Below are 20011 nucleotides of genomic sequence, written 5' to 3'. Positions count from 1 at the left end.
CGGTGACCGATTCCGCGCCGCCTCGTTCGCCCCTCCGGGGGCCTGCGGCCGCACTGACCCGCGGGCGCCCCACGCGCCTCGAACCAGCAGCCGTACGGGAGTTCGGAACCATGAGTACCACCGGCAGGGCAGAGAAGACCGACCACCGCAAGCTCGGCGGCGCGCTGTACAGCGCGAAGTCGGTCCCCCAGGTCGTCGACGTCCCCGAGTTCGCCTTCCTCGCCGTCGACGGCGTCGGCGACCCCCAGCAGAGCCCCGACTTCGGGCCCGCCATCGCGGCCCTGTACGCCACCTCCTACGCCCTCAAGTTCGCCGTCCGGGCCGAGACCGGCCTGGACTACGCGGTGATGCCGCTCGAAGGGCTCTGGCACAGCAACGACCCGCACTTCGACGCGGTCTCCGCCGACTCCTACGGCCCCGGCGCCCGGTCCGGGTGGGAGTGGACGCTGCTGATCCGCCAGCCCGTGCCGTACACCGACGCGCAACTCGCCGCCGCGCTCGCCAAGGCGGAGGCCAAGGCCGAGGGCGGGGCCGGCGCCGACGCGGTCGGCCGGGTCCGCCGGGAGTCCTTCGCCGAGGGCCGCTGCATCCAGGTGCTGCACAAGGGGCCGTACGAGACCGAGCCGCGCACCGTGAAGCTGCTGCACGACTACCTGCACACCGAGCGGCTCGCGGAGGCCGGCCGGCACCACGAGATCTACCTCTCCGACCCCACCCGGACCGCGCCCGAGCGGCGCCGCACCATCCTCCGGCAGCCGGTGTCCTGACGCCCTGGTACGTCCGGACCCGGACGGTGCCCCCGTGGCCGCCGTGGCGCGCACCCGTGCACCGTCCGAGTGCCGCCGGTTGCACCGGTGGGCCCGCTGGACAGCCCCGGAGGGCCCCCCTAGCATCGGGAGAATCCCCGACCGGGTTCGGTACCCGCCGGGGTCCGTCTTCGCCCGGTTTTCGGGCCTGCCCCCGGGGCGGTGTCCGCACGGACCCGCCCCGGGACGACGACGACTAGGGACGTCCGACCCTGGCGCGCACGGGGGGTGATCGCGCAGGTTTGCAGTGATGTGCGATCGATCGGCGTGCGTGTCAGCGACCCGTCCGTCGCCAGGTGTCGGCCCCGCAGGCCCGGACTCGGCTCCGGTGGCAGGCCCGCGCGACGGACCCGAGAACCGGAGGGCATCAGTCCGCTATGAAGATCGACACGCTCAGCAGCCACGACGAGCGACTGCGCCGGGCCATTCCGCACATCGTGGCCCAGGTCAGGGACGGTGAGGCGGCCGTCTCCCTGGAGGAGCTCGCGATGGCCACCAACACCTCGCCCGACTACCTGCGCCGGGTGTTCCGGCACCAGGTCGGCGAACCCATCCACCGGTACGTGCGCAGACTCAGACTGTCCCTGGCGGCCTACCGGCTGGTGTACGGAGACCGCACGATCATCGACATCGCGGTGAGCGCCGGGTACAACTCGCACGCGGCCTTCACCCGCGCGTTCCGGTCCGCGTACGGGATCTGTCCCACCGACCTGCGGACCAACCCGCAGAACACCACCTGGAACACCGCCGGCGCGGCGGGCACGGACATCCGCCCGGCGGCCATCCCGCAGCGCCGGGTCGCCTTCTACTCCCACCTCGGCCCGATCGACAGCGCCAACACCGCGTGGGAACGGCTGCGCGGCTGGCTCACCACCCAGGGGCACTGCCCCGCCCGCTCCAAGGCGCTGGGCGTCTCCTACGACGACCCGGACTTCTTCATCGGCGCCCGGACCAGGCACGACATCTGCGTCCCGGTCTCCGACCGCTTCGACCCGCAGGCCCGCGACGGCATGGGGGTCCAGGTGGTGCCCGCCTCGACCGGGCTGGCGATGCGTCACGTCGGGCCGCCCGAACTGATTCCGTTCACCTATATGCACCTGGCGGTGAGCGCCGCCACCAAGGGCATGCAGCGCACCGAACGCCCGCCCCTTCCTTATTACTTGGAGTTCTCCTCGTTCCCGTCCGCCCACCCGGAGCGCCAGGTCGCGGTGGACGTCTACCTGATGCCGCACGCCCGCCGGGCCTGATCCGCGACGGTCCGGTGCCCGGGCAGTGGGCACCGGGCCGCCGGCGGTCGGCCGATCGTCGACCGCCGAGCGGGCCGGGCAGGCGGGAGCACCGCGCGCTTCCCCACCCCCAGGGCGCCTCCGACGGTTCGCAGCCGATGCGATCCGGAGGAGGCGCCCTGGGCCGTCCGGGTGACATAGTGGCCCGCGAACGCGGCACGGTGCCGCGTCAGATCGCGGCACGGGCAAGGTCGTACGGGGGGATTCCCGCAGGTCGTCGCCCGGTCGCTCGGAAACCAAGCAAAGGATGGTTACCCGTGCGGTCCGAGAAGGCTTCGGCCACCTCCGCACCCGTGGCCGCCAGTCAGTCGCTGACGCTGGCGGGCATGCTCTTCGCCGTCTCGATGACCTTCATCGACCAGACGATCATCTCCATCGCCGCCCCGGACATCATCCGCGAGCTGCACCTCTCCTCCATGGGCATGCAGTGGGTGGTCAACGCCTACCTGCTCGCGCTGGCGGCCTTCTTCGCCCTGGGCGGACGGCTCGCGGACGTCCTCGGCCACAAGCGGATGATGGTCGTCGGCACGCTGACCTTCGTCATCGCCTCGGCCCTCTGCGGCGCGGTGCCCTCGGGCGGTGCGGCGCAGACCTGGCTGATCGCCTTCCGGGCGCTCCAGGGCGTCGGCGCCGCGTTCATGTTCCCGGCCGCGCTCGCGGTCGTGGTCGAGGTCTTCCCGGTGGCGCGGCGCGGCCGCGCGCTGGCGCTCTTCTTCGGCGTGGCCGGCGGCCTGACCGCGATCGGCCCGATCCTCGGCGGCTGGCTGACCAGCTGGACCTGGCGGGCGATCTTCTGGGTCAACGTGCCGGTCGCCGTGGTCGCGCTGGTCCTGACCGCGCTGGCGAAGATCCGCAACACCCCGCGCAGCGAGCCCATCGACTGGGTCGGCGCGGCCCTGGCGGCGCTCGGCATGGGCCTCAGCGTGTGCGGCCTCCAGCAGGCCGCGACCTGGGGCTGGGACAGCCCGGCGACGTGGCTCTGCATCGGCGGCGGCCTCGCCGTGCTGGTCGTCTTCGTCCTGGTCGAACTGCGCAGCGCGGACCCGCTGATCAAGCTGCGGGTCTTCGCCGACCGCGCCTTCGCGGCCGACAACGCGGTGCTCTTCTTCGCGATGATCGCCTTCGTCCCGGTGTTCTTCTTCGCCTCGGTCTACGCCCAGGTGGCCCTCGACCAGTCGGCCAACGACGCCGGCCTGTACCTGCTGATCTTCTTCGCGGGCTTCGGCCCCGCCTCGCAGATCGGCGGCAGGCTGCTGGACCGCCGCGGCGCCAAGCTGCCGATGATGCTGGGCACCGCGCTCTCCGCCGCCGGCTTCGCGCTCTGGGCCGGGAAGATCACCGACCTCTCGCTCGGCGCGCAGTGGCCGTACATCGTGATGGCCGGCGCCGGTATCGGCCTGCTGCTCACGGCCGCCTCGACCGACGCCGTCAACCGCGCCATCGGTGCCTCCTACGGTGAGGTCACCGGCATCACCCAGACCGTGCGCAACTACTCGGCCAGCCTGGGTCTCGCCGTCCTCGGCACGGTCCTGCTGAACAGCACCACCGCCAACATCGAGAAGACCCTGCAGGGCCAGGGCCTGCCGGTGGACGCCGCGCACAGCACCGCCGAGATGATCACCAAGAGCATCACCGGTCACGGGGAGGCGGGCAGCGCCCCGTCCGACGCCCCGGCGGCGCTCATGGACGCCATCCGCCACGACTTCGCCGCGGCCAACGGGCCGGTCCTGTACGGGATGGCGGTGGCGCTCGCGGTCGCGTTCCTCTGCGCGCTGCTCCACCCCGGCACCCGGGTGACCGCCGAGGCGGAGCAGACCGAGAAGGCGACCGCCGAGACGGTCGCCTGACGGCCGGTCAAAAGCGCGGGGCCGTCGGGTCGCGGGACCCGGCGGCCCCTCCGTGTGCCGTCGTCCCTCCGCTTCGTTGCTCTGCTCCGTTGCTCCGCTTCGTTCTTCTGCTCCGTCGCTCCGACTCGCGCCCCTCCGACGGCAACCCGGAACTTCCCGGTCACTCGTACGGATTGATCTGCGGGGCGGCGCGGTTGCCCGGGCCGGGATGCGTGCATCAGCCGTCCGGTCGGACGGATCCGGGACGAACGGAGTTGCGCATGGTGAACCCCACCACCACGGCGGCGTGTGTGGCAGCGGCGGGTACGGCGACGGCCGGTCGGGCGGCGGCCGGTGCGGAATCGGCCGGTGTGACGGCGGGCGGTGCGGCAGCGGGCGGTGCGGCAGCGGCCGGTGCGGCGGTGGCTGGTGCGGCGGTGGACGGCGGCCCGGAGGCGGGACGACCGGAGCGCCCCCGCCTCCGGCTCTTCGGCGGCTTCGACCTCTGCTGCGGGTCCGAGCGGCGGGCGCTCCCGCTGAACAGCCAGCGCCTGGTCGCCCTGCTCGCGCTCCGGGTGACGGCCAGCAGGAGCCAGGCCGCCGGCATCCTCTGGCCCGAGGTGTCCGAGCGCCAGGCGAGCGGTCGGCTCCGCACCACCCTGTGGCGGCTCCAGCGCACCGACCGGACGATCCTGGACTGCCGGGGCCGCTTCGCCCTCGCCGCCGGAGTCGAGGTGGACGTCACCACCTGGGCCCGCGGCGCCCGCCGGCTGCTCGACGACCCGGACGCCGCCGGCCCCGCCCTCCCCGCCCTCCGGCCGGTGGGCGACCTGCTCCCCGGCTGGTACGAGGACTGGGTGCTCGCCGAGCGCGAGCGCCTCCGGCAGCTCCAACTGCACACCCTGGAGACGCTCTCCGGCCGGCTGCTCGACCAGGGGCGCCACGCCGACGCGCTGGACACCGCGTTGCGGGTCGTCCAGCTGGATCCGACCCGGGAGAGCGCCCACCGGGCCGCGATCCGGGTCCACCTCGCCGAGGGGAACCTCGGTGAGGTGGTCCGCCAGTTCGACGCCTGCCGGACGCTCCTCCGGCGCGAGCTCGGCGTCGGCCCGTCACCGCAGCTCCTGGCCCTGCTGGGCACGGGAGCCCCCGGACCGGAGCGCGACGATTAGGCCCCGATCTGCGACGGTATGGGTAGCAGGACGGCGCCACCGCGCGCCCGCACCACCGAGAGGCGGCGATCACATGGGCCGGGCGACTCACCGGGTGACCCACGGGGCCGGCCCGGCCCGGCGCGCCGAGGCGGCGCCGCCGCTGCCGCGCCCCGCCTCCGTCCGGCCCGCTCCGTCGCCGCACGGCGCACCGGTCGCGCTGCCGCCGGGCCTGCTCGGCGGAGACTTCGCCGGCGTCCGGGTGCACACCGACCGGGCCGCCGTCCGCTCCGCCCGGTCCGTCGGTGCGCTCGCCTACGCCCACGGCAACGACATCGTCGGCGAGCCCCTGCTGCTCGACCCCACCCCAGTCGGACGCGCCCTGCTCGCGCACGAGCTCGCCCACGTCGCCGAGCAGCGCCGCAGCGGGCGGGCCGTGGTGCAACGCCGCTCGCGCGCCACCGAGACCGGCGACCTGCTGGAGTGGTGGGACTCCGCCGCCGACGCCGTGCAGGCGCTCGGCCTGCTGGAGGCGATGACGCCCGCCGACTTCGACGACACGCTCGGTGACATGCTCGCCGGGGGCCAGGTCGCCAGGCTGCTCGGCCGGCTGCCCGGCCGGGCCGAGGTGGTGCGGTTCCTCCGACTGGTCGGGGAGCGCGCGAGCGCCGCCCACCAGGAGGCCGTGATGGCCGGCTACCCCTTCGCCAACCTGACCCCGGAGAGCCAACTCATCGTCTTCGGGAAGAAGTTCGAGGCTGGCCGCGGCGCCCGCCCAGCCGCGCCGGATCCCGCGCTGCGCCGCCTGGTCTCCGCGGACCCGAGCGCCCCGTTCACCGGCAGCGGCGCCACCGGGACGGTCTCCGCCGACGCGCCGATGTCGCTCGGGGAGATGTGGTCCATGCGCGGCCAGGTCAAGAAGGCCAAGGAGCTCGGCATCTCCGTCGAACGGGCCAAGTACAAGAGGATCCCCGGCCTGGAGATGCTCCACGACTGGTCCAACCCCGTCAAGGGCGACCTGACCGGCCCGGGGAGCTGGCTCGAAGGCCTCGGCGCCGCCGACCGGAAGGGCCAGGCGGAGCTGCTCCTGCGGCAGCCGATCGCCACCCGGTACCGGGGCGCCTACGCCGGCGCCCTGCCCACCCGGGCGGAGGTGATCAGGTCGGCCGCCCGCGCCCACCGGCTCAGCCCCGAGCTGGTGGCCGGCATCATCCTGGCCGAGCAGCGCGACCAGTCCAAGCGGGAGGACGCGGTCGACTACCAGAGCACGATGTGGACCGGCCGGACGTCCTCGATCGGCCTCGGGCAGGTGGAGGTGAAGACCGCCCGGGAGAAGAACCTCTTCGCCGACCAGGTCTCGCGCTCGATGCAGACCTGGCTGGCCGGCAACACCGAGACGTCCAACCAGGCGATCGCCGGGCTGCTGGCCTCCGACGAGTTCAACGTCTTCGCCGTCGCCCGCTACCTCCGGCTGGTCGCCGACGCCGGCGCCCGGCAGTCCGCGGCCTCCCTGCCCAGGACGGCTGCCGAGTTCCCCGGCCTCGACTTCGCCCGCTTCGCCGCCGACGCCTCGACCTGGACCGAGGACCACGTCTGGCTGATCGGCTCCGAGTACACCTCCTCGCCCTGGGACGACACGCTCAACCCCTGGGGCCAGTTCGTGCTGGAGGCCTACCGGGATGTGAAGGCCGCCGGCGTCTTCTGACCGGTGCCGGGGCCCGGGTGTGCTCAAACCACCCTGACGGGCGACACCGATCCGGCCCTGCGTGACGCAGCGGTGACGCGACCGTGACGACCCTCCTGCCACGCTGTGCCCGACTCGCTGTCAGGGCGGCACAGAGGAGGGGCGATGGGCGCGCAGCTCAGCTATCCGGGCGTCTACGTCGAGGAGATCCCGAGCGGCGTACGGACGATCTCCGGCGTCCCGACGTCCGTCACCGCCTTCCTCGGCCGGACGCGGCGCGGCGTGCCGAACACCCCCACCACCGTCTTCGGCTTCGAGGAGTTCACCCGCCTCTTCGGCGGGCTCTGGAGCGAGAGCCCGCTCGGCTACGCCGTCCAGGACTTCTTCACCAACGGCGGCGGCCGGGCGGAGATCGTCCGGCTGGTCTCGGAGGGGACGACCCCGGCCCGGTTGGAGGTCGGCGGCCTCACGCTGGCGGCCGTCGAACCCGGCCGGTGGGGGATCGTGCTGCGGGCGGAGACCTCCACGCAGGACACCGACCAGCAGGTCGCCGACGAACTCGGCGTCGACAGGGCCACGTTGTTCCACCTGACGATCCGGGAGGCCGCGCCCTCCGGACGGACGGAGACCTTCCACAACCTCTCCACCGCGGCGAACGCGCGGAACGTGACGTCGGTGCTGGAGGCCGGCTCGGCCCTGGTGCGGGTGGTCGGGGACCCATCCACCGCCCACCCCGGGGACGGCGACCGCGACGCGCTGGGCGCGGCCGAGGAGACCGTCCGGACGGCCCGCACCCAGTACCAGAAGGACGGCAACCGGGCGCCGCTCGACGCCGCCGAACTCGCCCTGCGCCAGGCCGTCGACAAGGCCCTCGCCGCGATCAGCGACGGCGACCCGCTCACCGCGGCCGACTACCTGCCCGCCGACGGCGAGACCGCCCACACGGGCCTCCACGCGCTCGACCGCCTCGACCTGTTCAACCTGCTCTGCATCCCCCCGCACCGGCGCGAGGGCCACGACCTGGAGCCGGGTCTGCTGTCCGCCGCCCTGGCCTACTGCAAGACCCGCCGCGCCGTCCTGCTCGTCGATCCCCGCGAGGACTGGACGTTCGCCACCGCGCCCGACAGGTGGCTGGAGCCGATCGACGGGCCGCGCGAGAACGCCGCCGCCTACTTCCCCCGGCTGCGCCGGCCGGACCCGGAACAGGGCGGCCGGATCGCCGATTTCGTGCCGTGTGGGGCGGTGGCGGGGGTGTTGGCGCGGGTGGACGGTGCGCGGGGGGTGTGGAAGGCGGGGGCGGGTTTGGAGGCGGGTCTGGTGGGGGTGCCGGAGTTGTCGGTGCGGGTTTCGGATGGTGGGAACGGGTTGTTGAATCCGTTGGGGGTGAATTGTCTGCGGTCGTTTCCGGTGGTGGGGCGGGTGGTGTGGGGGGCGCGGACGTTGGCGGGGGCGGATGTGTTGGCGTCGGAGTGGAAGTATCTGCCGGTTCGGCGGTTGGCGTTGTTCGTGGAGGAGTCGTTGTTCCGGGGGACGCAGTGGGTGGTTTTCGAGCCGAACGGTGAGGCGTTGTGGGCGGAGGTTCGGTTGAACGTGGGGGCGTTCATGCAGCAGTTGTTCCGGCAGGGGGCTTTGCAGGGGCGTTCGCCGCGTGAGGCGTATTTCGTGAAGTGTGACGGGGAGACGACGACGCAGGCGGATCGGGATCGGGGGGTGGTGAACATTCGGGTGGGGTTCGCGCCGTTGAAGCCGGCGGAGTTCGTGGTGGTGCAGGTGCAGCAGCTGTCGGAGCAGCTCCCGGCCTGACCGGCCGGGCGGAACAGCGGAACAGGAGAGGGCCGTGCCTGAGCAGCTCGCCCAGCCGGGCGTGTACATCGAGGAGATCCCGAGCGGCGTCCACACCATCACCGGCGTGGCCACGTCCGTCACCGCCTTCGTCGGCCGGACCGCCCGGGGCAGCGTCGATCGTCCCGTCACCATCACCGGATTCGACGGCTTCGTCCGCGAGTTCGGCGGGCTCTGGTCCGGCAGTCTGCTGGGCTTCGCCGTGCGCGACTTCTTCCTCAACGGCGGCGGCCAGGCCGTGATCGGCCGGCTCTACCGCGAGCCCGCGACGCCCTCGAAGGGGTACGCCGCGCTGGCGTTCGGCACCGGCGACCAGCAGGTCTCGCTGAGGGCGGCCTCCCCCGGGGCCTGGGGCAACGCCCTGCGCGCCCGGGTGGAGGTCACCGGGGCGCCCGCCGGTGAGCTCTTCACCCTCGTGGTCCTGGACCGGGGCACCAACCGGTCCGAGCGGCACGCCGGGGTCTCCCTCTACGCCGACCACCCCCGCTGCGTCCGCACCGTGCTCGAACGCGAGTCCGCCCTGGTGCGCTGGGCGGTCCCCCCGCTCACGCCGCCGGCCCCGGGAGGGGCGCGCGTCCGCCCGCTGCCCGGGCCGGACCCGACGGCTTGGCAGGACGCGGCCGGCCGGGCGGAGGCCGGGGCCGCAGAGGCGGAGGGCCCGTTGAAGGCCGCCGTCGCCGACCTCGCCAAGGCCTCCGCTGCCAGGAGCGCCGCCGAGGCCGAGGCCGCCCGTGCCAAGGCCGAGCACACCGTCGCCGAGTCCGCGAAGCGGTCCGCCACCGACGCGGGCACCGCGGCCGAGGCGGAGCGGGCCAGGGCCGAGGACGGCGTCAAGAGCGCCGGCAAGGAGGTGGACGACGCCAAGAAGCTGGACCAGAACGTCCCGGCCAATCGGCAGAAGCTCGCCGACGCCCAGGCGAAGCTCGCCCAGGCGCAGACCGCGGCCGCCGGGGCCGGGCAGGCCGCCGACCGGGCCGCGGCCGCACTGGCGCAGCGGACCACCGAGGCCGCCGCCGCTGCGGACCGGGAGACCGCCACCGCCAAGGCCGCGGACGACGCGCGGGCGGCCGCAGCGAACGCCGCGACCGCTGAGCAGGGGGCGCGGACCGACTTCGCCACCGCCAAGGCCGCCGCCGCCGATGCCGCCGACCAGCTGGGCGGCGCGGACGGCGCGGACCTGACCGACACCGAGGAGGTCCGCCGGCAGTGCGAGCGGCTGCTCGACCAGGTCGACCTCTTCAACCTGCTCTGCATCCCCCCGTACCGGCAGAACGGCGCCGACGTCGAGCCCGTCCTCTACGACCAGGCCGCCGCCTACTGCAAGCGCCGCCGCGCGATCCTGCTGGTCGACCCGCCGTCCGGCTGGAGCACGGTCGACCGGGCCGTCACGGGCTTCCGCGCCGAGGCGGACGAGCTCGGCGGGCGGGGCCCCAACGCGGCGGTCTACTTCCCGAGGCTGCGCCGGCCCAACCCGTTCAAGAGCGACGCCCCGGAGGACTTCGTGCCGTGTGGGGCGGTGGCGGGGGTGTTGGCGCGGGTGGACGGTGCGCGGGGGGTGTGGAAGGCGGGGGCGGGTTTGGAGGCGGGTCTGGTGGGGGTGCCGGAGTTGTCGGTGCGGGTTTCGGATGGTGGGAACGGGTTGTTGAATCCGTTGGGGGTGAATTGTCTGCGGTCGTTTCCGGTGGTGGGGCGGGTGGTGTGGGGGGCGCGGACGTTGGCGGGGGCGGATGTGTTGGCGTCGGAGTGGAAGTATCTGCCGGTTCGGCGGTTGGCGTTGTTCGTGGAGGAGTCGTTGTTCCGGGGGACGCAGTGGGTGGTTTTCGAGCCGAACGGTGAGGCGTTGTGGGCGGAGGTTCGGTTGAACGTGGGGGCGTTCATGCAGCAGTTGTTCCGGCAGGGGGCTTTGCAGGGGCGTTCGCCGCGTGAGGCGTATTTCGTGAAGTGTGACGGGGAGACGACGACGCAGGCGGATCGGGATCGGGGGGTGGTGAACATTCGGGTGGGGTTCGCGCCGTTGAAGCCGGCGGAGTTCGTGGTGGTGCAGGTGCAGCAGCTGTCGGAGCAGCTCCCGGCCTGACCGGCCGGACGGGCAACCCGGGCGGCACGGCCGGGACGAGACCAGGAAGCGCAGAAGAAATGGCCCAGTTCACCGTCAACACCCAGCGGTTCGACCCCTACAAGAACTTCAAGTTCCGCGTGCGCTGGGACGGTCGGTACGTCCTCGGCGTCAGCAAGGTCGGCGGCCTGAAGCGGACCACCGAGGTGGTCCGGCACCGCGAGGGCGGCGATCCGTCGAGCAGCCGCAAGTCGCCCGGCCGCACCGAGTACGAGGCCATCACCCTGGAGCGGGGCGTCACCCACGACCCCGAGTTCGAGCAGTGGGCCGACAAGGTGTGGAACTACGGCTCCGTCGGCGCCGAGTCCGCCCTCAAGAGCTTCCGCAAGGACGTCACGATCGAGCTGTACAACGAGGCCGGACAACTCGTCATCGCCTACAAGGTCTACCGCTGCTGGGTCTCCGAGTACCAGGCCCTGCCGGACCTCGACGCCAACGCCAACGCGGTGGCCATCCAGCACATCAAGCTGGAGAACGAGGGCTGGGAGCGGGACGCCGAGGTCCCCGAGCCGCAGGAGCAGGGGTGAGGGCATGACCGACCCCGGTACGGCGTGGGCGGACGACGCGGCGCTGCGTCCGCCCGCGGACCGGCTGCTGCTCGACACCTGGGAGCGGGCCGGCGAGCTCACCCCTGCCGCCCGTCCGCTCGCGCTGCTGGCCGCGGCCTGCCCGCAGTACAGCTGGGAGCAGCTGGCCGGCGCGCCGCTCGGCCGACTGGCCGGTCTGCTCGCGGCGCTGCGCCGCGCCCTGGTCGGCGACGCGGTGGAGGCGGTGGCCTGCTGCCCGGCCTGCAACGGCCTGGTCGAGGTCGGCTTCGCGCTGAGCGGGGTGTATCCGCAGGGTGGGCCGGTTCCGGTCGCCGCCGCGGAGCTCCTGGTCAGCGCGGACGGTCACGAGGTCCGCTGCCGGCCCGTCACCACCGCGGACGTCCTCGCCGTCCGCGGCGCGGCCGACCCGGCCGCCGCCCTGCTCGCCCGCTGCGTCACGGCGGCCGCCCGGGTGGCCGTGCCGGAGGACGACGGCGCGGGTGGGAGCGAGGGCGCGGGCGGCGGTGGTCCGGTGGCCGCCGGTGAGCTGCCCGTGAGCGTGCGGGCCGCGGTCGAGGCGGCCCTGGCGGCGGCCGACCCCCAGGCCGAGGCGCTGCTCGGCCTCGACTGCCCCGGCTGCGGCACCCCGTGGTGGGAGCCGTTCGACCTGGGCGCCTTCCTCTGGGCCGACGTCGAACGGATCGCCCTGCACACGCTGGCCGAGGTGGACACCCTCGCCCGGGCGTACGGCTGGCGGGAGGCGGACATCCTGGCGCTGGGCCGGCGCCGGCGCCACCGCTACCTGGACCTGGTGACGACATGACGGAACAGCCGGGGCGGGCCGGGCCCCCGACCACGGCCGCCCGAGGGGCCGGCACCGGCGGCTTCCTGACGCGGATCGCCGCGCGCGCCGCAGGGGCGAGCGGGGCGGGCCGGCTGCGCCCGCGTCCCCTCTCGCGGTTCGAGCCCGTCCCGCACGGTGCGGGAGCGGAGCTCGACGGCTTCCCGGCCGGAGCGGCCTTCGACCTGGCGACGGGCCGGGTGGCCGATCCTGCGGGCCGCTCGTCCGGGTTCGGCGGGGCGGCGGCGGAGGGCGTCCCGTCGGTCGCGCGGCCGGGCCGGGGCCCGTCGCCGCTGCCCCCGGCAGGCGGGTCCGCGGACGCTCTCCCGCCGGGCACCGGTAGCCCGGGAGCGGGCCCGGATCCGGACCGGGTTCCGGACCGGGCCGAGGCCCCGGCTCGGTCCTGGTGGGTCGAGGCCCCGGCCGAGGCGTGGTCCGGCCGCGCCGGTGTCGCGGAGGAGCCGCCGCCGTTCGCCGCCCCTCCGGGGGAGTCCGCGCCGTCCACCGGTGCCGGCCGGCCCGGTCCGGCGCCAGCGGGCCGTAGCGCCCAGCCCGCCGACGCCCGGCGACTGGCCGACGGCGGCCGGGACGCCGGAGACCCCGAGGCCGGACCGGCGGCCCGGTCCGGGCGCACGGGAGGCCCCCCGGTCGTGGCAGCCGGCGGCGCGTTCGACGGGCGCGGACCGGCGGGCGCCGAGGGCCCGGCGTTCCCCGGGCTCGCCGAGTCGGCCGGTCCGGCCGATCCGGTCGGCCGCCGCGAGCGGTGGGCACCCCCGGGCCGTCGGCAGGCACCCGCGCCCGCCCCGGTCGTGCACGTCACCATCGGCCGCGTCGAGGTGCGGGCCGTCCCGGCTTCCGCGGCCCCGGCGGAGCGTGTCCGCCCCGAGGAGCCCGCCGTGGCCACCCTCGACCAGTACCTGCGCAACCGGGCCAGGAGCCGCGGATGAGCACCGGACGCGCCATCGAAGCGGTCACCCAGACCCTGCGGTCCGTGCTGGGGCCGGTGACCGCGCTGGTCACCGCACGCCCGCCGGACCAGGCCCGGGGCGCGGGCGCCTCGGGGGACCAGCTCAACCTCTTCCTCTACGACGTCGCGCCGAACGCGGCCTGGCGCAACCTCGAACCGCCCGCGCGGTCCGGCGGGGGCGGCCTGCACCCACCGCTCGCCCTCGACCTGCACTACCTGCTCACCGCCTACGCCGACCACCAGGACGAGACCACCGCGCACCGCCTGCTGGGCCAGGCCATGCAGGTGCTGCACGACGGTGCGGTGCTCACCCGGGCGAAGCTCGGCGGGGTCCTCGGCGACGCGGGCGTCCACCTGCAACCGGAGCGGGTCCGGTTGACGCCGGTCCACCTCGGCCTCGACGAGCAGTCCAAGCTCTGGTCGGGCTTCCAGACCCCGTACCGGCTCTCGGTCGCCTACCGGGCGTCGGTGGTGCTGATCGACACCGGCAGACCGTCGGAGGCGCCGCTGCCGGTGCTCAGGCGTGGCCGCGGCCCGCTCGACGCGCTGGGCCGGGACGAGGGCGTGCCCGCCTCCGCCGGCAGCACCGCACCCCGGCTCGACCGGATCACCGTGGCCGCGTGGCGCGGCAACGCCTCGCTCCCCGCCCGGTCCGGTGACCAACTGGTGCTCGACGGCGCCGGGCTGGCCGGCGGACCGGTCCGCGCGAGGTTCGACCACCCCCGGCTCGCCGAGCCGGTCTGGGCGGCGGCCGGACCGGGCTCCACGGCCGAGCAGGTCCGGGTGCCGCTGCCGGGCACGCTGCCGGCCGGCGTCGCCACCGTCACGGTGGCCGTCGGACCGGCCGCCGGGCCGGCGCTCACCAGCAATGCGCTGCCGCTGCCGGTCGCGGTCCGGCTGGGGCGGCCCGTTCTCGGGGCGGCGGGGGCGCGGGACGTCCTGGTCACCGTGCCCTGCGACCGGCTCCAGGAGGGCCAGTCCGTCCTGCTGCTCGCCGGTGGGGACCAGCTGGCGCCGGTCCAGCCCGCCCGGGCCGGCGTCGCCCCCTCCTTCCGGGTGCCGCGTCCGGCCTCCGGCGGTGCGCGGCTGACGCTGCGGCTGCGGGTGGACGGGATCGACTCGATCCCGCTGGCGGATCCGGACCCGGACCCGGCCGAGCCCCTGCCCACGGTCTTCGACCCCGCCCAGCAGGTGGTGCTGCCATGACCGCGATCGACGGAGCCGACGTGATGGACGGAGCCGAGGTGCTCGACGGAGCCGACGTGAGCCGGGCGACGGACGGGCCGGGCGGGGCGGCCGCGGCCCGGTGGGCCGGCACGCCGGAGGATCCGGCCGCCTTCGCCGCGGAGTGGGAGCAGGGCAACAACGCCTACCTGGCGGCGTCCCTGCACTGGCTGCGCCTGCGGCTGCAGGCCCTGGCCGCCGGGGAGCTCCACGCCGTCCAGGCCGCGGCGGGTACCCCGACCGAACCGGTTACCCCGACCGCGCCGGGTGCCGCGCCGGGACCGGCGGAATCGGCCGGACCGGCCGTAGCCGTAGCCGTAGCCGTAGCCGTAGCCGTAGCCGTAGCCGCAGCCGCCGGCCCGGAGACCGGGGGCGACGGGCGCGGCCACGGCTGGCCGTTCCGCCGCCGCACCCGCACCGACCGGCCGGCGGCCGTCGCACCCGCGCCACCACCGGCCGCGACACCCGATCCCGCCGAGGTCGACCCCGCCCTGACGGACCCTGCCGCGCCGAACCCCGCCGCGCCGAACCCCGCCGAGGACGCCGCCTCCGAGCCGGACCCCGCCGCTCCCGACCCCGCCGCTCCCGACCTCGCCGCGGCCGTGGCCCGGGCCGCCGAGGCACGCGAGGCGGCGGCAGCGGCCGTCCACCCGGCGCACGTCGAACTCGTCGACCGGCTGGGCCTGACCGCCTTCGAGAGCGACGTCCTGCTGCTCGCCGCGGCGCGCGAGTTCGACCCCGCGGTGGACGTGCTGTGCGTTGCCGCCGGTGCCCTGGGCCGCGAGCCCGGTCCGACCTTCGGCCTCGCCCTGCGCCTGTTCGAGCAGCCGGCCTGGGACGCCCTCTCCCCGGAACGGCCGCTGCGCCGGCTGCACCTGCTGGAGCCGGAGGGCGCCGGTGGCCTGACCACCCGGGTGCTGCGGGCGGACGAGCGGATCGTCAACTACCTCAAGGGCCTCGGTCACCTGGACGCCCGGCTGGCCGAGACGGTCCTCCCGCTCGACGACCCGAACGGCGTCGCGGAGCTGACGGCCTCGCAGCTCGCGGCGGCGCGCACGCTGCGGGCCGGTCTGCGCCGCGCGGCCGCCGACGGCCGGCCGCCCGCCGTCAACCTGGTCGGCCCGGACCAGGTGAGCAAGCAGTTGCTGGCGGCCCGGGTCGCGGCCGGGCTGGGCCGGTTGCTGGTGCGGGTCCCGGTGGGCGCGCTCCCGGTGCAGCCCGACGCCGCGGCCCTTGCTGCCCGGCTCTGGGAGCGGGAGACGCTGCTGGCGCCGCTCGCCCTCTACCTGGACGCGGGCGAGGACGGCGCCGAGCACGGCCCGGAGCGGGCGGCGGCCGTGGGGCGGCTGTCCGCCCGGGTGCACGGCCCGGTCTTCCTGGACAGCCGCGAGATCTGGCCGCAGCTGGGGCCGGGCGCCCTGGTGGTCGACGTGGCAGGCCCGACCACCGGCGAGCAGCGCGCGGTCTGGGCCGAGGCGCTCGGTCCCGGCCGGGAGGGGCTGGCCGGCGAGCTCGCGGCGCAGTTCGACCTCGACCCGGTGGCTGTCGGCCTGGCCGCCCGGGCGGTGGCCGGCGGCGATCCGGACGAGCCGCCGGAGGAACTGCGCGCACGGGTGTGGGGAGCCTGCCTCGCGGCGACCAGACCGCGGCTCGACCGGTTGGCCCAGCGGCTGGAGGTCCGCGCCCGCCGTGCGGACCTCGTGCTGCCGGCGGCGCTCGCCGAGCAGTTGGACCGGATCCGCGACCAGGTGCGGCACCGCGCCGTGGTGTACGAGGACTGGGGCGTGGCCCGGCGGACCTCCCGGGGGCTCGGGATCACCGCGCTCTTCGCGGGGGAGAGCGGCACCGGCAAGACCACCGCGGCCGAGGTGCTCGCCCGTGAGCTCCACCTGGACCTCTACCGGATCGACCTCTCGGCCGTGATGAGCAAGTACATCGGCGAGACGGAGAAGAACCTGCGGCGCCTCTTCGACGCGGCCGAGCGCGGTGGCGCGGTCCTCCTCTTCGACGAGGCCGAGGCGCTCTACGGCCGCCGCAGCGAGGTGAAGGACAGCCACGACCGGTACGCCAACGTCCAGGTGGGCTACCTGCTGCAGCGGATGGAGTCGTACCGGGGCCTGGCGATCCTGGCGACCAACATGAAGGGCGCGCTGGACCAGGCGTTCACCCGGCGGCTGCGGTTCGTCCTGGACTTCCCCTTCCCCGGCCCGGCCGAGCGCGAGGAGATCTGGCGGCGGGCCTTCGCACCGGGTGTGGCCACCGACCTCGACCACGCCCGGCTGGCCGGGTTCGGGCTGGCGGGCGGCAGCATCCACTCCGTCGCGATGAACGCCACCTTCGCGGCCGCCGCGGACGGCCCGGTCGTCGACATGCCCACGGTGCTGGCCGCGCTGCGGATGGAGTGCCGCAAGCTCGGGCTCGTCGTGGACGAGGGCGAGTTCACCTGGACCGCGGGCCGGGCCACAAGCCGGGCCACGGGCGGGACCGCGGACGCGCGCGCGGGCATCGACGGCAACGCGGACGGCGACGCCGGCGTCGGGGCCGCCGAGCGGGACGGGAGCGGGCCGTGGAGGTGACGGTGCACATCGAACGGTTGGTGGTCGAGGGCGTCGGGCTCGGCCCCGGCGGTGCCGACCGGCTGCGGGCGGAGCTCGCCCGGGCGCTGGCGGCCGCGCTCGCGCAGCCGCCGGACGGCGGGCCCGCCGAGCTGGATCCGGCCCAGGCGCATCCCGCCGACGCCGGCCCCGGCCCCTCGGCGGCGCCCCCGGGCACGGCGGCCTCCCCGGGTGGGCCGGTGGTCGTGCTGCCGACGGCCGGTCCCGCCGGCGGCGCGCTCGGACCGGGGCAGGCGGCAGCCCTCGGCCGCGACACCGGCCGGGCGCTCGCCGCCGCCCCCGCCTTCGCCCCCGTACTCGCCGCGGCGCTCCGTGCTGCCGGTCCGGTCGCCGCCGCGCCCGCCGCCACACCGGCCTCCGCTCCCCGGGGAGGTGCCCGATGACCGGATTCCCGCGGTCCCCCCGCCTGATGCGCGGCGGCATCGTCCAGCTGGACCAGGCCTCCGGCGCCGTCCTGCGGATGATCGCCCTGCAGTACAACCCGGACAGCCTGAGCCGCAGCTTCCAGGTCCAGGACACCGGGGAGGAACGCCACCAGCGTTCCCGCCCGGTCCGCTTCACCGCGCCGCCGGTGGAGACCGTCAAGGTCGAGGCCGAGCTGGACGCCGCCGACCAGCTGGAGTTCCCCGACGCCTACCCGGACGCCGGCCAGGTCGGGGTGCATCCGCAGCTCGCCGCGCTGGAGCTGCTGGTCTACCCGCGGGTCGACCAGCTCGTCGCGGCCGACCGTTCGGCCGCGGCCGGCTCGCTGGAGATCCTCCCGATGGAGGCGCCGGTCACCGTCTTCGTCTGGAGCCCCAGCCGGATCGTGCCGGTGCGGATCACCGAGCTGTCGGTCACCGAGGAGGCCTTCGACCCGGCTCTCAACCCGCTGCGGGCCAAGGTCCAGCTCGGCATGCGGGTGCTCACGGTCAACGACGTCGGCTTCCTCCACCGGGCCGGCGGGCTCTACCTCGCCCACCAGCGCCGGCTGGAGGCACTGGCCGCCCGGGCCGGCACGGTCGGCTTCGCCGCGTTCGGAATCGGAGGCATCACATGACGGTCCCCGCGCTCTTCCCGGCCGGTCTGCCGCAGGCGCCGGAGGCCCCGGCGTTCCCGCCCACCAGCCGGTACAGCGGGCTGCCGCTGCTCACCGTGGAGCTGGACGGCCGTCAGGTGCGGTGCGTGAGCCGCCGGTTCGTGCCCCCGCCGGAGCGCTTCGCCCTGCTGCGCGAGCACCCGGTGGCGGACGGGGAGCGGCCGGACACCCTGGCCGCCGCGGAACTGGGCGACCCCGAGCGGTTCTGGCTGCTCTGCGACGCCAACGGCGTGCTGGACCCGGCCGAGCTGACCGCGGACGTCGGCCGGCGGCTGCGGATCACCCTGCCCGAGGGCGTCCCGGGAGCCGCCGATGCCTAGCGGGCCGGTCCACCTCACCCTGCTGGTCGGCCCGGCCGTGCCGCTGCCGGTGCCGCGGTTCGTCCTGGACGCGCTGACCGGCGTCACGGTGCACAGCACCGCCGAGCCGGGCCGGCAGAGCGCGTTCGAGCTGACCTTCGAGGTGGCGAAGGACTCCCTGCTGCCCACCGTCTTCCTGCTGGTCGGCGGCGGCCTGCCACCGGTGCTGCGGGTGGTGGTCGCGGTCACCGTGGGCAGCCTGCCCGAGGTGCTGATCGACGGAGTGATGACCTCCACCAGCCTCACCCCGGGCACGGGCGGCGCGCCCTCCGTGCTGACCGTCCACGGCATGGACCTCACCGCCCTGATGGAGAAGATCGACGGCACCGGAACGCCCTTCCCGGCCATGCCGGTCGCGGCCCGGGTACTCACCGTGCTCGCCAAGTACGCCGTCCTCGGGGTCGTCCCGGCGGTGGTGCCGGCCCTGGTCGCCGACGTGCCGAACCCGCTGGAGCGGATCCCCGTCCAGCACGGCACCGACCTCGCCTACCTGCGCCGGCTCGCCGCCCGCTCGGGCTACGTCTTCACCCACATCCCCGGGCCGGTGCCCGGCGCCAGCATCGCCTACTGGGGACCGCAGGCGAAGCTCGGCCTGCCGCAGCCCGCGCTCAACGTCGACATGGACGTGCAGACCAACGTCGAGTCGATCGCCTTCGGCTTCGACGCGGAGGCCGCCACCCAGCCGGTGATCTTCGTTCAGCATCCGGAGACCAAGGCGGTGATCCCGGTGCCGATCCCGGACGTGTCCCCGCTCAACCCGCCGCTCGGCCTGCTCCAGCCGGCCCCGCACAGGATCCGCTACATCCGGGAGACGGCGAAGCTCGGCGTCGCCGAGGCCGTCCTGCTCGGCATGGCCAAGGCCTCCTCGGCGGCCGACGTGGTCAAGGCCCGGGGCAGCCTCGACGTCCAGCGGTACGGGCACGTGCTGCGCCCGCGCGCGCTGGTGGGCGTGCGCGGCGCGGGCACGGCGTTCGACGGCCTCTACTTCGTCCAGTCGGTCGACCACCGGCTCGAACGCGGCTCCTTCACCCAGCAGTTCACCCTGGTCCGGAACGGACTCATCTCGACCCTCCCGGTGGTGCCGGTATGACGACGACCGACGACAGCGACCACCTCGTCCCGCTCGGCGGGACCGCCGAAGACGGGGACGGCGGCCCGCGCTTCTACGGCAAGTACCGCGGGACGGTGGTCAACAACGTGGACCCGCTCGGGATCGGCCGGATCCAGGCCTTCGTCCCCGACGTCTCCGCGGTGCTGCCGTCCTCCTGGGCGATGCCCTGCGTGCCGGCCGCCGGACCGCAGTGCGGGGTGTGGAACGTTCCGCCGGTCGGGGCCGGGGTCTGGATGGAGTTCGAGCAGGGCGACCCGGACCACCCGGTCTGGACCGGCGGCTTCTGGGGCAGCCGGGCCGAGGTGCCCGCCCTGGCGCAGGCCGGTGTGCCGGCGAGTCCGAGCATCGTCCTGCAGACGCTCGGACAGAACACGCTGGCCATCTCGGACGCGCCCGGACCGGCCGGCGGCATCCTGCTCAAGGCCCGCAGCGGCGCCTCGATCAGCGTCAACGATCAGGGCATCGTCATTCAGAACGGCCGGGGGGCCAGCCTCGTGCTCACCAACAACCAGGTCCTCGTCAACGTCAACGCGCTGATCGTGCAATGAGCGCCAGAGCGCGTGAGAGTGCGCGTGAGC

17 protein-coding genes are annotated in these 20011 nt (G+C 75.1%); all 17 read left to right on the top strand.

Annotated elements, in window-relative coordinates; all coding sequences use genetic code 11:
• The first annotated feature begins 110 nt into the window (after window positions 1-110).
• The 17 genes from RMN57_RS06930 (at window position 111) to RMN57_RS06850 (ending at window position 19981) form a co-directional block, all read left to right on the top strand.
• Window positions 111-767 (top strand): GyrI-like domain-containing protein, encoded by a 657-nt coding sequence (locus RMN57_RS06930; RefSeq protein ID WP_313762490.1) that lies wholly within the window; start codon window positions 111-113, stop codon window positions 765-767.
• A gap of 416 nt (window positions 768-1183) precedes the next feature.
• A complete protein-coding gene (locus RMN57_RS06925) occupies window positions 1184-2053 on the top strand; it encodes a helix-turn-helix domain-containing protein (RefSeq protein WP_313762489.1) in 870 nt (289 codons plus the stop codon).
• A 365-nt stretch (window positions 2054-2418) separates the two neighbouring features.
• On the top strand, window positions 2419-3939 hold the full coding sequence (locus RMN57_RS06920; protein ID WP_313767734.1) for an MFS transporter: 1521 nt from the start codon (window positions 2419-2421) through the stop codon (window positions 3937-3939).
• Window positions 3940-4199: 260 nt separating this feature from the next.
• A complete protein-coding gene (locus RMN57_RS06915; RefSeq protein WP_313762488.1) occupies window positions 4200-5090 on the top strand; it encodes a BTAD domain-containing putative transcriptional regulator in 891 nt (296 codons plus the stop codon).
• 73 nt (window positions 5091-5163) lie between these two features.
• Window positions 5164-6774 (top strand): DUF4157 domain-containing protein, encoded by a 1611-nt coding sequence (locus RMN57_RS06910; protein ID WP_313762487.1) that lies wholly within the window; start codon window positions 5164-5166, stop codon window positions 6772-6774.
• Window positions 6775-6918: 144 nt separating this feature from the next.
• Window positions 6919-8556: a phage tail sheath C-terminal domain-containing protein gene (locus RMN57_RS06905; protein ID WP_313762486.1), complete on the top strand. Its 1638-nt coding sequence runs from the start codon at window positions 6919-6921 to the stop codon at window positions 8554-8556.
• A 34-nt stretch (window positions 8557-8590) separates the two neighbouring features.
• On the top strand, window positions 8591-10672 hold the full coding sequence (locus RMN57_RS06900) for a phage tail sheath C-terminal domain-containing protein (RefSeq protein WP_313762485.1): 2082 nt from the start codon (window positions 8591-8593) through the stop codon (window positions 10670-10672).
• 59 nt (window positions 10673-10731) lie between these two features.
• Window positions 10732-11238, top strand: coding sequence for a phage tail protein (locus tag RMN57_RS06895; RefSeq protein WP_313762484.1), 507 nt, complete (start codon window positions 10732-10734; stop codon window positions 11236-11238).
• Window positions 11239-11242: 4 nt separating this feature from the next.
• A complete protein-coding gene (locus RMN57_RS06890) occupies window positions 11243-12061 on the top strand; it encodes a hypothetical protein (RefSeq protein WP_313762483.1) in 819 nt (272 codons plus the stop codon).
• 668 nt (window positions 12062-12729) lie between these two features.
• Window positions 12730-13026 carry a hypothetical protein gene (locus tag RMN57_RS06885; protein WP_313762482.1) on the top strand — a complete coding sequence of 99 codons (297 nt, stop codon included), beginning with the start codon at window positions 12730-12732 and terminating at the stop codon, window positions 13024-13026.
• Window positions 13023-14252, top strand: coding sequence for a DUF4255 domain-containing protein (locus RMN57_RS06880; protein WP_313762481.1), 1230 nt, complete (start codon window positions 13023-13025; stop codon window positions 14250-14252). Before RMN57_RS06885 ends, RMN57_RS06880 begins: the two co-directional genes overlap by 4 nt.
• A complete protein-coding gene (locus RMN57_RS06875) occupies window positions 14249-16846 on the top strand; it encodes an ATP-binding protein (RefSeq protein WP_313762480.1) in 2598 nt (865 codons plus the stop codon). The genes RMN57_RS06880 and RMN57_RS06875 overlap by 4 nt, the downstream gene beginning before the upstream one ends.
• Window positions 16837-17268, top strand: a complete 432-nt coding sequence (locus RMN57_RS06870; RefSeq protein ID WP_313762479.1) for a hypothetical protein — start codon at window positions 16837-16839, stop codon at window positions 17266-17268. Before RMN57_RS06875 ends, RMN57_RS06870 begins: the two co-directional genes overlap by 10 nt.
• On the top strand, window positions 17265-17924 hold the full coding sequence (locus tag RMN57_RS06865; protein ID WP_313762478.1) for a hypothetical protein: 660 nt from the start codon (window positions 17265-17267) through the stop codon (window positions 17922-17924). Before RMN57_RS06870 ends, RMN57_RS06865 begins: the two co-directional genes overlap by 4 nt.
• Entirely contained in the window at window positions 17921-18283 is a 363-nt protein-coding gene (locus tag RMN57_RS06860) for a LysM domain-containing protein (RefSeq protein WP_313762477.1), read from the top strand. The genes RMN57_RS06865 and RMN57_RS06860 overlap by 4 nt, the downstream gene beginning before the upstream one ends.
• The gene (locus RMN57_RS06855; protein WP_313762476.1) at window positions 18276-19412 is read left to right on the top strand and encodes a hypothetical protein; all 1137 of its coding nucleotides are present in this window, start codon (window positions 18276-18278) and stop codon (window positions 19410-19412) included. Before RMN57_RS06860 ends, RMN57_RS06855 begins: the two co-directional genes overlap by 8 nt.
• Complete coding sequence (locus RMN57_RS06850) at window positions 19409-19981, top strand: phage baseplate assembly protein V (RefSeq protein WP_313762475.1); 573 nt, start codon at window positions 19409-19411, stop codon at window positions 19979-19981. Before RMN57_RS06855 ends, RMN57_RS06850 begins: the two co-directional genes overlap by 4 nt.
• Window positions 19982-20011 lie beyond the last annotated feature (30 nt).

Origin of the sequence: Kitasatospora sp. CM 4170 (genome assembly GCF_032110285.1) — a bacterium.
Classification (GTDB): Bacteria; Actinomycetota; Actinomycetes; order Streptomycetales; family Streptomycetaceae; genus Kitasatospora; species Kitasatospora aburaviensis.
This window is presented reverse-complemented; position numbering and strand designations above follow the sequence as displayed.

Coding starts and splice junctions, on each gene's coding strand:
- RMN57_RS06930 (WP_313762490.1), top strand. CDS start 111: ATGAGTACCACCGGCAGGGCAGAGAAGACCGACCACCGCAAGCTCGGC.
- RMN57_RS06925 (WP_313762489.1), top strand. CDS start 1,184: ATGAAGATCGACACGCTCAGCAGCCACGACGAGCGACTGCGCCGGGCC.
- RMN57_RS06920 (WP_313767734.1), top strand. CDS start 2,419: ATGCTCTTCGCCGTCTCGATGACCTTCATCGACCAGACGATCATCTCC.
- RMN57_RS06915 (WP_313762488.1), top strand. CDS start 4,200: ATGGTGAACCCCACCACCACGGCGGCGTGTGTGGCAGCGGCGGGTACG.
- RMN57_RS06910 (WP_313762487.1), top strand. CDS start 5,164: ATGGGCCGGGCGACTCACCGGGTGACCCACGGGGCCGGCCCGGCCCGG.
- RMN57_RS06905 (WP_313762486.1), top strand. CDS start 6,919: ATGGGCGCGCAGCTCAGCTATCCGGGCGTCTACGTCGAGGAGATCCCG.
- RMN57_RS06895 (WP_313762484.1), top strand. CDS start 10,732: ATGGCCCAGTTCACCGTCAACACCCAGCGGTTCGACCCCTACAAGAAC.
- RMN57_RS06890 (WP_313762483.1), top strand. CDS start 11,243: ATGACCGACCCCGGTACGGCGTGGGCGGACGACGCGGCGCTGCGTCCG.
- RMN57_RS06880 (WP_313762481.1), top strand. CDS start 13,023: ATGAGCACCGGACGCGCCATCGAAGCGGTCACCCAGACCCTGCGGTCC.
- RMN57_RS06875 (WP_313762480.1), top strand. CDS start 14,249: ATGACCGCGATCGACGGAGCCGACGTGATGGACGGAGCCGAGGTGCTC.
- RMN57_RS06865 (WP_313762478.1), top strand. CDS start 17,265: ATGACCGGATTCCCGCGGTCCCCCCGCCTGATGCGCGGCGGCATCGTC.
- RMN57_RS06860 (WP_313762477.1), top strand. CDS start 17,921: ATGACGGTCCCCGCGCTCTTCCCGGCCGGTCTGCCGCAGGCGCCGGAG.
- RMN57_RS06855 (WP_313762476.1), top strand. CDS start 18,276: ATGCCTAGCGGGCCGGTCCACCTCACCCTGCTGGTCGGCCCGGCCGTG.
- RMN57_RS06850 (WP_313762475.1), top strand. CDS start 19,409: ATGACGACGACCGACGACAGCGACCACCTCGTCCCGCTCGGCGGGACC.